At 46.2% G+C, this 12,437-nt stretch carries 10 protein-coding genes and 1 other annotated feature; of the genes, 4 read left to right on the forward strand and 6 right to left on the reverse strand.

All coding sequences use genetic code 11. The features are described 5' to 3' along the window. Positions 1–105 precede the first annotated feature (105 nt). Both LCM29_RS06430 and tpx read right to left on the reverse strand, forming a co-directional pair. Positions 106–999: a class I SAM-dependent methyltransferase gene (locus tag LCM29_RS06430; protein WP_224861546.1), complete on the reverse strand. Its 894-nt coding sequence runs from the start codon at positions 997–999 to the stop codon at positions 106–108. Positions 1,000–1,095: 96 nt separating this feature from the next. Further along, positions 1,096–1,584: a thiol peroxidase gene (gene tpx, locus LCM29_RS06435; RefSeq protein ID WP_224861548.1), complete on the reverse strand. Its 489-nt coding sequence runs from the start codon at positions 1,582–1,584 to the stop codon at positions 1,096–1,098. Positions 1,585–1,733: 149 nt separating this feature from the next. Between tpx and LCM29_RS06440 the strand changes: the two genes are divergently transcribed. After that, positions 1,734–2,552: an NAD kinase gene (locus LCM29_RS06440; protein ID WP_224861550.1), complete on the forward strand. Its 819-nt coding sequence runs from the start codon at positions 1,734–1,736 to the stop codon at positions 2,550–2,552. 53 nt (positions 2,553–2,605) lie between these two features. Here the strand turns inward: LCM29_RS06440 and LCM29_RS06445 are convergent, their stop codons facing one another. Beyond that, complete coding sequence (locus LCM29_RS06445) at positions 2,606–4,177, reverse strand: amidohydrolase (protein WP_224861552.1); 1,572 nt, start codon at positions 4,175–4,177, stop codon at positions 2,606–2,608. A gap of 74 nt (positions 4,178–4,251) precedes the next feature. Then, positions 4,252–5,982 (reverse strand): septation ring formation regulator EzrA, encoded by a 1,731-nt coding sequence (gene ezrA / locus LCM29_RS06450; RefSeq protein WP_224861554.1) that lies wholly within the window; start codon positions 5,980–5,982, stop codon positions 4,252–4,254. A 235-nt stretch (positions 5,983–6,217) separates the two neighbouring features. On the opposite strand from ezrA, the gene LCM29_RS06455 reads away from it, so the two are divergent. Continuing rightward, positions 6,218–6,700: a GAF domain-containing protein gene (locus LCM29_RS06455; protein ID WP_214693271.1), complete on the forward strand. Its 483-nt coding sequence runs from the start codon at positions 6,218–6,220 to the stop codon at positions 6,698–6,700. 222 nt (positions 6,701–6,922) lie between these two features. Beyond that, positions 6,923–7,522 carry a 30S ribosomal protein S4 gene (gene rpsD / locus LCM29_RS06460; RefSeq protein WP_074033444.1) on the forward strand — a complete coding sequence of 200 codons (600 nt, stop codon included), beginning with the start codon at positions 6,923–6,925 and terminating at the stop codon, positions 7,520–7,522. 35 nt (positions 7,523–7,557) lie between these two features. Here rpsD and LCM29_RS06465 read toward each other — a convergent pair whose 3' ends face one another. Beyond that, the gene (locus LCM29_RS06465) at positions 7,558–8,184 is read right to left on the reverse strand and encodes a GTP pyrophosphokinase family protein (protein ID WP_214820408.1); all 627 of its coding nucleotides are present in this window, start codon (positions 8,182–8,184) and stop codon (positions 7,558–7,560) included. Between the two features lie 96 nt (positions 8,185–8,280). After that, on the reverse strand, positions 8,281–9,528 hold the full coding sequence (gene tyrS / locus LCM29_RS06470) for a tyrosine--tRNA ligase (RefSeq protein ID WP_224861557.1): 1,248 nt from the start codon (positions 9,526–9,528) through the stop codon (positions 8,281–8,283). Between the two features lie 47 nt (positions 9,529–9,575). Then, positions 9,576–9,773: a binding site (T-box leader), on the reverse strand. A 168-nt stretch (positions 9,774–9,941) separates the two neighbouring features. On the opposite strand from tyrS, the gene LCM29_RS06475 reads away from it, so the two are divergent. Further along, complete coding sequence (locus LCM29_RS06475) at positions 9,942–12,401, forward strand: transglycosylase domain-containing protein (RefSeq protein ID WP_224861559.1); 2,460 nt, start codon at positions 9,942–9,944, stop codon at positions 12,399–12,401. The last annotated feature ends 36 nt before the right edge of the window (positions 12,402–12,437 follow it).

Below are 12,437 nucleotides of genomic sequence, written 5' to 3' on the forward strand. Positions count from 1 at the left end.
ACCTTTCGTTTTAAACGCGTTTCTTTATCTGTTCAATTTAAAACTGATAACTGTATCATAATGAAGATACTTGATTTTGAATATCTTTTTCAAGTATTTTGTCTATTATTTTTGCGTTGTTTTGAACCAATCATCAATCTGTTTCACTACATTGGCAACAGCTCGAACGTCTGTGAACGACGGAAGCTCAACGAATAAGGCTTGTTTCGGGCGTGTGACGCCTTCCCCTACTTTTTGTAGAAGCAACAAACTTTTCGCATAGCGTTCATCTTTGAACATCGTCGTCGGAAGTTGGATCACACCTTTGACAACCGCTTCACGGTCCATCCATTGTTTTAATTTCCCTTCATCATCTTGTTCAAACAAATTGTTCGGAATGACGAACAATCCGTGTCCACCCGGTTTCGTATGACGGATCGCCTGTTCCATCATCAAGAAATGAGAATAGGCATGTCCTTCATTACGTTTCATGTCGTATTCGGCCGCGACTTCGTCATTTGGGTAGTAACCGATCGGCAAATCCGCAAGTGACAGGTCACTCGGTTCGACAAACAAGGGGGCGAGCGCGTCTTGATGGAAGTATGAAACCGGCTCTCCTAATAAATTGCTGATCGAAAAAGAGAGACGAAGCAACAATTCATCGACTTCGACCGCTTGTGCCGTTGCTTCTTTCAATTGTGAGAGGACCGCATGTGTCAATGTGCCTGTTCCGCTCCCGAGATCGAGAATCGTCGCACCATCTTTGAGGAGCTTCGTTGCCAAGTAGCCCATGAACAAACTGACCGCATCCGGAGTCGGTTGGTTGTTCGGTGGGAGTTGCGTCGTTTCTTCAAGCACGAGCAGACTGACAGCTTTCCGCACGTCATCCATCTTCTCATTTTCGATGTCGACATGGTCAAACACTTGTACTAGTGCCTCAATCGGTAATACATCAAGGTCGTTGACAAGTTTTTTCGCTTCTTTCTTCCAATCACGATACAGTTGTTCAAAACGTTCCATTTTCGTTCATCCTTTCCATACAAAACCGGCCCCCATAAGAGGACCGGTCGGTTCACGTACTAGTGTAAGCTATTTTAATCAATTTCGCCAAACGAATCAATTCGCTTGTTCGAACGCCTGAAGCGCTGCTTCAAAATCAACTTCGTCCGTCATTTCATCCATATATTGAACGTACTGGACGACGCCGGTTGAGTCGACGACGAACACAGAACGAGCCAGAAGACGCATTTCTTCAATTAATACGCCGTACGCTTTCGCGAATGATAGATCACGGTGATCAGAGAGCGTGACCACGTTGTCAATACCTGAAGCCGAGCACCAACGACGTTGTGCGAATGGGAGGTCGTTCGACACAGTCAAGACCGTTCCGCCAAGTGATGATGCTTTCTCATTGAATTCACGCGTTTGTGCGTCACATACGCCTGTATCAATTGAAGGAATGACACTGATTAATTTTTTCCCCGGATAACTTGCTAATGTCACTTCTTCTAAAGCTGTCGTCAACACTTGGAAGTCAGGAGCTTGGTCTCCCACTTTTACTGGATTTCCTTGTAATGTCACGTTGTTCCCTTTAAATGTTGGCATGAACTCATCCCCTTTGTTGTAGTTACCTTCTCATCATATCGATGAAATTGAGCCTTTGACAAACTTCCTGCTTTTGGCTCTGTTTCAGTTTTCCCTATATTGGTTGAAGGAAACACGTTATAATAAGGGAGACACCATTGACAAAGGGGATGACTCAGATGAGAAATAACGTCTATTTGTACCATCGTAACGTCAACGAATTCACGAAAGAAGTGAAAAAGCTAAAAGAAATCGGGGAAAAACACGGGTTTAACATCGTCAATCAACCAGAAGATGCGAATATCATCGCTGCGGTTGGTGGAGACGGCGCCTTTTTACAGGCTGTTCGCTATACAGGTTTTCGTCAGGATGCTATCTACGTCGGATTCGGCCGCGGATTGAACGAGTTTTATTGTGACTTTGACATACATAAACTCGATGAAGTCGACCGCCTCTTCTCTGACAACTCGACGCGAATCGAAGAAGGTCTCGAAGTACGCAAATATCCACTTCTCTCCGCATCGATCAACGAATCGACACCGCTTCTTTGTTTAAATGAAGCTTCCATTAAATCGAGTATCATCAAATCACTCGCGATCGAGGTCTATATCGACGACTTGCACTTTGAGACATTCCGTGGGGACGGAATGGTCGTGTCGACTCCGACCGGTTCGACTGCTTATAACAAATCGTTGAACGGCGCGGTCGTCGACCCACTCATCCCATGTATGCAAGTCAGCGAGATCGCTTCGGTCAACAACAACCGTTATCGTACCCTCGGCTCATCGTTTATCGTCCACGAATCGCGCAAGTTATCGCTTCGCATCGTCGAGGACGGAAACGATTACCCGATCATCGGTATGGATAACGAAGCACTCAGCTTGAAGTACACTGATCGGATTGACATCGAACTTTCTGATAAAGTCATCAAGACCGTCAAACTTCGCACGAACTCGTTCTGGCATAAAGTACAACGTTCATTCTTCTAATCAAGAAGAGGAGCCGGTTGACCCTAACTCGGATCAATTGGCTCCTCTTTTATTTACGATGTGACGACTTCCGCTTCATATACCGGTTTTCCTCCGACAACCGTCATGACTAAACGATTGTGAAGAATCTCCTCCCCTTGTAATTGGAAGAAGTCCTCGTCCCACACGGTGAAGTTCGCGTTGTAACTTTGAATCAATAACCCGTTTTTTCCGTGCGTACCCGTGGCGACATGAGGTGAATACGTAAAGCTACGAAGTGCTTCATACATCGATAGACGCTCACTCGGATTTAACGTGCCCGAACCCTTAAACGACTGTCTCGCCACCGCTCCGAACAACCCTTTCCGAACATCGACGGATGAAATCGGGGCATCACTTCCCCCTAACAATAATGCTCCCGTATCAAGAAGTGACTTGAAGCGATACACATCATGAACGCGTTCATTCCCTAACCGTTCAAACAACATATCTAAGTCGTCAGAAAGAAAGACCGGTTGCGCATCGATTAGAACAGGCAAGGATTTGATGCGCTTGATCAAGGAATCGTTCAACAAGGAAGCGTGGATAATGCGGTCCCGCGTTCCTTTTTTAGCTGGATATTTCTCAAGCAGACTGACAAACTGTTCGACGGCCGCATCCCCAATCACGTGAGCCGCCACGTTCATCCCGTACGTACGCGCCTTTTTCACAAGCGCTTCTAGATGATCCGGCCGATGTACTTCGATACCACGCTGAGCCAGGTCATCAGCATACGGTGCTGAGAGCAGCGCTGTCCGCCCCCCGAACGAGCCGTCTACGAACAGTTTCATCGCCCCAAAGTCAAACCGTTTCCGTTTTGTCATCGCATCATGTTGAATGACACGGTCCACGACTTGTTCATGAACGAGAAGATGCGCTTGGAACGGTAATTCATCCAACACGTCCTCATACGCTTGAATCGTCTCTAACGGGTCACCATGATAAAACAAGTCCTCGGTGTGGGCACCGACAATCCCGTGTGCGAACAACGAATCGATGGCACGTCGGAGTGAGGCAGCATTTTTCTTTCGATTCCCACTCAATTCTTTATATAAGAGGTCGAGCGCGGCATCATATAAGACACCGTTCAACTTCCCTTCCTCATCCCGCCCGAGCTTCCCGCCTTCGATGACCGTGTGATGAATCAAGCCGAGGCGCTCGAGTCCTTTCGAGTTCACGACCGCCACATGACGGCAGACACGCTTCAAGACGACGGGACGATCCGAAATGACTTCATCAATCATGTCTCGCGTCGGCATTTCACCGAGTAATCGATCATCAAATCCTTCTGCGACCACCCATTCATCATCTGACCCTTGTTGTTTCATCGTCTCAAGTAATTCTCGAAGGTTGGTCGCCTCGCTTGCATCGACACGGTCTAGCGCTTCCCCGTAACCAACAAGGTGAATGTGCGAGTCTGTGAAGGCAGGATAGACACTCTTTCCTTCTAAGTTCACAATCTCTTCAATCCGACCGGCGTATGTACGACGGAGATGACCCTCTTCGCCCATTTTTAAGATTCGTCCATGCTCCACGAACATGGCCCGCATCATTTCACCCGGTTTATTCAACGTATAGATATTTCCATTAACCCATAACGTACCCATCTGACGATTCCTCCTTGATTGAAAAAAGATTGACGTCTACGTTTTTCCCGTTTCCGTCAATCTTCATGCATCGTTTATTTTTTTAGCAGTTCTTGCTGTTCTAACCCTTGATCGACACGTCGACGAATCTCATGCGCACCATCTTCTTCGAAGCGGCCGAGCACACGCTCACCGATTTCAACGGCAGTACCATACTCACCGTGCAAAAACTTGTTTTCTGCGAGTGTCAAAGCGATGTGCACTTCGTTGTCACGACGACGGAATCGGTTGGCGTATTGTAACAACTGTTCAGCATACGTCACTTGACGAATCAGCGCATGGACACGGTCGCGGAAGTGATCCATCATTTCTTCTACATCATGACTGAGTCCGACGATATAGGTCATATTAAATGGCGCTTTATCGAACTGTTCATCTAGAGACTGGACGCCTTTTTGAAGTTGACGTAAGTCGTTGGATAAATCGTTCGGGACGACAGGCATCGCGCTTTTCGCCAGAAGGCGGCGGTGCGCAGACAATTCTTTCTTCCACGTTTCGAGCTTATGGCGTACTTCAAGTTCTTCTTTACGTAACGAATTCGTGTCCTCGATGAATCGCTCATGCATGGCATTGAATTGATCGAGCGAACGTTTCGCTTCTTGGACTTTCGATTTGATCATGCTATACGGCAACATTTGAGCGACGAGCGCTTGCTCGATATCAAGTACGTTCGCCGTGAGCGTCGTCCGTTCGCGTTCTAACTGCTCAAACTCCTCGCCGACGCGAGCATTGATCTCATAGTTACTGACGAGTCGAGACATTTCTGTTTGCAGGTTACCCATGATTTCGGAAGACTGACGTTCACGCTCCTGAATCGTCGCAAATTCCTTCTTCACATATTGGCGTGCATCGACTTCCGTCCGGAACGCTTCAAACAGCTGGTCGATATCGGAACTCAACTGTTGCATGTCCTCTTCGAAATGATCGAATTCCAATCGTTCGATGCGAGCCATCAGTTCCTCGCGACGATCTTCCGCTTGATCGATTTCTTCCATTAGTCCGAGCGGTTCGAGCGCATACCCATCCATTTGCATTTCTTTATGTCCAGCCCGTAACTGTTGAAGTTGTTGTTTCAACTCCACTTGGACCGTACGTACGAATTGCGGAATGATCCGAATCAATTCACGGATATGACCGACTTGGTCCGATAGGGATTGTCCAGTCTCGAACGCCTCAGAGACTTGACCGACTTGTTTCAAGTTGATCATTTCACTGCGCTTCGCCTCAGCGGCGGCAATCTCTTGCTCGACGAGCGTATACGTCGGTCCGAACGCATGATTTTGTGAATTCAATGTTTTGCGGAACTGATACAATTCTTTCTCGTCTTGCTTCACGATGTCCATGAGCGAAGTGTGGTGTGTCGTGAACTCATCCATCTCATCGAGCATGGCGTGTACCATCGTCTCGAGTTCTTCGATGAGTTGTTCTGTCGCATTCAAGTCCGCCTTTACTTTCATGAAGCGATATTTGTCCAAGTCTTCCTCGGCTCGGTATAACGCTTCATCGATTTGACCTGCATGCACACTGACCAACTCATCCCAAGATTGATGCCAACGATCGAACTTTTCTTTCGTTTCCCCTTCCATTGGCCATTGCTTGAACTTTTGAAGTTCAACCGGGATGCTCGCGCTGAGCACACTTTGTTTCCTCATATCTAAGTCATCGATTTTTTGGTAAAAATTCCTTCGAATGAGCATACTCCCCAACATGCCGCCTAATACGACGACGATGATTCCAATGATTAACCCATAAATTCCGTAATCCATCTTTGTCACAACCTCCAAGCCGCTTTCGTGGACTTATGTACCTTATATAAAAAAGAAGTATTTTATAAGAATAGATATACCTAATCATATTATAGAACCAATGATTTGCATAGGTTTTCCAATGGTTTCAGTGGAGATTGTTCATTTTTTCGGAACTTTCACGCAAGACAAATTCGATTTTTGCGTGTACCATAATGCTAAATTCTAAAAACAAGAAAGATGGAGGGGATTCAATATGTTCCAAACAACATCCTATTCAGGTGATTTAGCTGCCGGTTACGATTTATTAAATAAACAACTCGCCGCTCTATTAGAAGGTGAAACAAATGCTGTCGCCAACCTTGCTAACGCAAGTGCTTTACTAAACCAATTTTTAGATCGAATCAACTGGGTCGGCTTTTATGTGACAGACTCTGAGGATAGTCTCATTCTCGGCCCTTTCCAAGGTCTTCCAGCTTGTGTGCATATCGCATTCGGAAAAGGTGTTTGTGGAACAGCGGCGTCTACACAGGAAACGCAGCTTGTCGCTGACGTTCATCAATTCCCAGGACATATTGCGTGCGATGCGGCTTCGAACTCTGAAATCGTTGTACCACTCGTACGAGACGGGAAGACAATTGGCGTCCTCGATATCGACAGTCCAGAATTCGATCGTTTCTCCGAAGTCGATCGTGTTGGACTCGAACGTTTTTGTGAGACGCTACTTCGCTTTATTTGATTGACAAGCATTTACTTTCATCGTATACTCATCTTTGTGCATGAAATGACGATAGCAGTCATAGACAAACGTATCCACCTTTCGGGCCTCGACTTAGTCGGAGGGGCATCTCGTAGCTTCGCTATCAAGTGAAGGTGCTTGCACCTTGAAAGGGGCGTTACTCGTCTTTGACACCGTTGTTCTTTTGTGCAAAATACATGAACAACAAGGAGGAGTCCAATCATGGCTCGTTACACAGGTCCAGCTTGGAAACTCTCGCGTCGCTTAGGCATCTCGCTTAGCGAAACGGGTAAAGAATTAGTAAAACGTCCTTACGCACCAGGTCAACACGGAAATGGTCGTAAGAAAATCTCAGAATACGGTCTTCAGCTTCAAGCGAAGCAAGCACTTCGTCACATGTACGGAGTGAACGAGAAGCAATTCCGCCGCATCTTCAACGATGCTGGTAAAATGCCAGGCATCCACGGTGAGAACTTCATGTTCTTGCTCGAATCACGCCTTGACAACCTCGTTTACCGTTTCGGCCTCGCTCGCACACGTCGTGGAGCACGCCAACTCGTCAACCACGGTCACATCACAGTTGACGGATCACGCGTAGACATCGCGTCTTACCGCGTAAAACCAGGTCAAGTTATCGCAGTTCGCGAAAAGTCGAAAAACGTGAAAGCAATCGCTGAAGCTCTTGAAGTAGCACCAGCTACAAAAGACTTCGTATCGTTTGACGCTGAGAAACTCGAAGGTACATTCGTACGTCTCCCAGAACGCGCTGAACTCAACGACCAAATCAAAGAGCAACTCATCGTCGAGTACTACTCACGTTAATGCTTTTAATCCCCTTCTTTGCGAAGGGGATTTTTTTATTTCTTCAGAATTTCTTGTCGAATGTGTCCCATCTGCGTATCGAGGGCATCGGCCATCCGTGACGCTTCAATGAGTTCTTCTTTCGACGACTCCGGTACCTCGTGCTGATATTTATATTGAAGTTTATGTTCCGTCGCCGCCCAAAAATCCATGGCAAGCGTACGAATTTGAATTTCAGCCGGTACCCAGATGATCCGCTCGGCCAAATAGACCTTTGTCTTCACGATGAGATGTAAACTCCGATACCCGCTCGGCTTCGGATGTTCGATGTAATCTTTGATTTCGATGATGTCCAAATCATCCCGTGCCTCTAAATGACGCAAAATCTCATAGATGTCATCACGGAAGCTCGTGACAATCCGAATCCCCGCCACATCATGGACGTGTTCCCAAAGTGCAGACACCTCTAGAGGTAAGTCTTTCCGCTTCATTTTGCGCACGATGGACGGTAACGTCTTCATTCTCGTCTTTACGTGTTCAATCGGTGAATAACCGAGTCGCGTCTGCCAATCCAAGTCAATGATCCCGAGATCGCTCTCGAGCTCCGTGATCGCCATTTCATAATATCGAAAGTGTTCACGCCATTGATGGAACTGGTCGCCGAAAAATTCTTCAATCTCCATCGTCATCCCTCCTATCTCCTCATTTTATCAAATCCGAATAACATAGAATGTACAAAAAACGTCCATTCTCCAACAAATGAGGAACGGACGTGATGATTATACGTGACGAATCACAAAGTACTTTTTCTTACCGCGACGAATGATTGTGAATTCACCGAGCGTGTCTTCGCGCGTGACGACTTTATCAAGCGCTTGTTCGCGTTCGCCGTTCAAGTAAATCGCTCCGTTCGTCACATCTTCACGTGCCTGACGTTTCGATGGTGAGATCTTCGCCTCGACGAGGAGGTCGACGATGTTGCGCTCGCCGTCAAGCTCGAATTGCGGCATTCCTTTGAAAGCATCTTCCATGTCTTCTGGTTGAAGCGACGTCAAATCTCCGCTAAAGAATGCTGTCGTGATGCGTTCCGCTTGTTCAAGTCCTGCTTCACCATGGACGAGCTTCGTCATCTCTTCTGCGAGACGGCGCTGCGCCACACGCTTCTCAGGTGCTTCTGCCACTTCAGTTGCAAGTGCTTCAATCTCTTCATGCGACATGAATGTGAAGTATTTGATGAACTTGATGACATCTGCATCGTCGACGTTGATCCAGAACTGGTAGAACTCGTAAGGTGACGTCTTGTCAGCGTCTAACCAGACCGCACCGCCAGCTGTCTTCCCGAACTTTTGTCCGTCCGACTTTGTGACGAGCGGAACCGTGAGACCGAACGCTTTTTCTGAATGACCGAAGCGACGAATCAATTCAAGACCTGCCGTGATGTTCCCCCATTGGTCACTTCCACCGACTTGAAGACGACATTTCTCTGTCTCGTATAGTTTCAAGAAGTCGTAAGATTGAAGCAACATGTATGAGAATTCTGTGTACGAAATCCCGTTCTCCATGCGTGAATCGACGGAATCTTTCGCAAGCATGTAACTGATTGGGAAGTGCTTCCCGATGTCGCGAAGGAAATCGATGATGGACATCTCTTCCGTCCATTCGTAGTTGTTGCGAATCGTGATCGGGTTCTCCCCTTCAAGTGGAAGGAATCGGCTCAACTGATCTTTGATGCGGTCCGAGAAGAGTTTGACCGTATCTAACGTGTTCAATGAACGTTCATCCGAACGACCTGACGGGTCTCCAATCATACCTGTCGCCCCACCGACGAGCGCGATGACCTGGTGACCTGCTTGTTGGAAACGTTTCAGCGTCAAAATCGGGAGCAAGTGCCCGATATGAAGCGAGTCAGCTGTCGGGTCAAATCCCGTGTACAACGTCGTTGGTTGTTTCAGTTGTTCTTTCAATCCTTCTTCATCTGTCATTTGGTTGACAAGCCCTCGAAACTCTAAGTCTTTTAATAGTTCCATCTGTTCCACTCCTTCAATTGACATAAAAAAACGTCCCTTCTCATATGAGAAGGGACGGAGATTCCGCGGTACCACCCTACTTGTCGCAATTCGCGACCGCTTGAGCGAGAGATAACGGTCTCGAACCGGCCTAAAGGCACGCTCTGAAAGTGTAATTCATCGTTTGGCATTGGCTAGTTCACAGCAACCACTAGCTTTCTGGACAAGAGGCCCACCGACTACTTCGCTTTCTTCATCGCGTCATGATATCGTTGACTATGCTATTCATTTTATAAGCATCGTTTTCAACTTGTCAACTCCCATAATGAAACTTGCACGAGACTTCGGTTTCAAGGTAAGGTGTAGGTTGAATTGTGCTATAATCGAATATATTACTGTCTAAAATAGTTTTACACCATATTAAGGAGGCTGTCATGCTGCAGAAGATTCGAGATTTATGGAATAATCCGACGTCCATGAAAGCACGTCGCTATGCCAATGTGATCTATGATGTGTCTTGGAACGTCTTACTCCTCACCATCATTTCTGTTGTACTAATCGGATTTTTAGGTGCCGGAATCGGTGTCGGATATTTCGCATCCCTTGTCAAAGATATGCCGACCCCTGCCTATAAGACGATGACGTCACAAATCAATACGTACACGTCGACGTCAAATATTTATTTCGGGAGCGGAGAACGTATCGGGAACTACACGACCGATGAAGTACGCATTCCAATCCCAGTAGAAAAAGTATCACCATATGTGGTCGATGCGCTTCTTGCGACAGAGGATGTCGAGTTTTATGAACATGATGGTGTCGTGCCAAAAGCGACGCTTCGTGCCATCTTACAAGAAGCGACAGGGTCAGAGGATCGCACAGGTGGTTCGACCTTGACGCAACAATTGATTAAAAACCAAATGCTGACGAATGAAGTATCGTTCGAACGGAAAGCAAAAGAAATCCTACTTGCCCTTCGTCTTGAAAAAGCAATGGATAAGGATGAGATTTTAAATGCCTACCTAAACGTCGTCTCATTCGGTCGTAACTCGATGGGACGTAACATTTCAGGAATCGAAGCCGCTGCAAACGGCGTATTCAACACGTCTGCTGAGAAGTTGACGCTTCCACAAGCAGCATTTTTAGCAGGTATTCCGAAAAACCCATTCTTCTATACACCTTACTATCAAGGTGGGGTCATTAAAGAAGATGTGTCAGGTGCGGTCAACCGAATGAAGACCGTCTTGAACCGAATGTATGTCGCTGGGAAGATTACACAAGAAGAGTATGACGCAGCGTATAACTATGACATTACACAAGACTTCATGAAGACGCAGTCGAAACCACGGGATAAGTATCCGTACGTTATTGATGAAGCCGAACTTCAAACACGAGAAATCGTCACAGACTATTTGATTAAGCAAGATGGAATCAATGTAAACGACCTTGAACCGAAAGAACTGAAAGAAATTCGATCTAGCTACGCAAAACGCGCTCACAATATGCTACGTCAGGGCGGATTTAATATTCATCTAACACTTGATAAAAAGATTCACGAAGCGATGCAACAACCCGCAAAAAATGCAGGGAACTTCGGTCCAAATCAGTACGTTGAGGAGAATGATAAAACATATCCTGAACAAACGTCTTCTATCATGATTGAAAACAAAACCGGAAAAGTTCTTGGATTTGTGGGTGGTCGTTATGTGAATGGTAAGCCGGATGATTTGAACAGAGCATTTTATGCAAACCGACAAATCGCTTCCACTGCAAAACCAATTCTAGTCTATCCGAACGCTATTGAAGCTGGTCTTATCACTCCAGCTACAGTTGTGGTAGATGAAGAATATTTCTACCAATTCACTGGTCCAGGTCAAGATAAAAAATCGGTCTCCAATGAGGGAGGAAATTTCCGAGGACCTGTCACAGTACGCGAAGCGTTAAAACTTTCTTTAAACGTACCAGCTGTTAAGATTTATGAAGAACACAATCAAAAATACACGGATACCAAAAAATTAATCGACATGGGCATCCCTGTTTCGGAAGTTAACCGCAATGCTTCATCGATGGCACTAGGTGTAGGCGAAGTCACACCAATTAAGTTAGCCTCTGCATATGCGATGTTAGCTAACTACGGGGAACATGTAGACCCTTATCTTGTCGAACGTATTGATTATCAAGGTGAGACGATTTATGAGGCAAATCCAAAGAAAACACGGATATACTCTGACCGAACATCATACCTTGTCGTCGATATGCTTCGTGATGTCTTCACATCCGGTACTGCCACTTATGCAAACTCATTGTTTAATGTCCCTGGAGACTGGATAGGTAAGACAGGTACAAACAATGACCAAAAAGATTCATACTTGATTGGTTCGAATCCTGAAGTGACTTTAGCAGTATGGTCTGGCTATGATACACAATTAGCCACTATGAAAGATGGGAATGGATATGGTCGGTACTATCAACGTACGCAACGGATTTGGTCAGAAACGATGAATCTCGCGTATGCAGCCAATGCTGATGCTTTCAATGTCAATGCCCGCTTCAAACAACCTTCTAGCGTAACTGCGAAAGACTTCAAAGACTCTGGTTCATTCTCTGAGAAGAAAAAAGTAGAAGAGAAAGAAAAAGAAGAGGAAGAGAAGAAGAAGGAAGAAGAAGAGAAGAAACGAGAGGCGGAGGAAGCGAAGGAAGAGGCTGAAGAGAAGAAACAAGAAGCCGCTGCCGATGCTGCCGCTAAGAAAAAAGCTGAAGAAGAAGCTAGAGCTAAAGCCGAAGCCGAGGCAAAGAAAAAAGCCGAGGAAGAAGCGAAGAAGAAAGCTGAAGAAGAGGCTCAACAAGAAACTGAGCCACCAGCTGAAGAGAACACCGATTCAGACGGTGCATAAACAAACGGTCGACACATCGCGTGTCGACCGTTTTGT

Source organism: Exiguobacterium aestuarii (genome assembly GCF_020171655.1).
GTDB lineage: Bacteria > Bacillota > Bacilli > Exiguobacteriales > Exiguobacteriaceae > Exiguobacterium > Exiguobacterium aestuarii_A.

Coding starts and splice junctions, on each gene's coding strand:
- LCM29_RS06430 (WP_224861546.1), bottom strand. CDS start 999: ATGGAACGTTTTGAACAACTGTATCGTGATTGGAAGAAAGAAGCGAAA.
- tpx (WP_224861548.1), bottom strand. CDS start 1,584: ATGCCAACATTTAAAGGGAACAACGTGACATTACAAGGAAATCCAGTA.
- LCM29_RS06440 (WP_224861550.1), top strand. CDS start 1,734: ATGACTCAGATGAGAAATAACGTCTATTTGTACCATCGTAACGTCAAC.
- LCM29_RS06445 (WP_224861552.1), bottom strand. CDS start 4,177: ATGGGTACGTTATGGGTTAATGGAAATATCTATACGTTGAATAAACCG.
- ezrA (WP_224861554.1), bottom strand. CDS start 5,982: ATGGATTACGGAATTTATGGGTTAATCATTGGAATCATCGTCGTCGTA.
- LCM29_RS06455 (WP_214693271.1), top strand. CDS start 6,218: ATGTTCCAAACAACATCCTATTCAGGTGATTTAGCTGCCGGTTACGAT.
- rpsD (WP_074033444.1), top strand. CDS start 6,923: ATGGCTCGTTACACAGGTCCAGCTTGGAAACTCTCGCGTCGCTTAGGC.
- LCM29_RS06465 (WP_214820408.1), bottom strand. CDS start 8,184: ATGGAGATTGAAGAATTTTTCGGCGACCAGTTCCATCAATGGCGTGAA.
- tyrS (WP_224861557.1), bottom strand. CDS start 9,528: ATGGAACTATTAAAAGACTTAGAGTTTCGAGGGCTTGTCAACCAAATG.
- LCM29_RS06475 (WP_224861559.1), top strand. CDS start 9,942: ATGCTGCAGAAGATTCGAGATTTATGGAATAATCCGACGTCCATGAAA.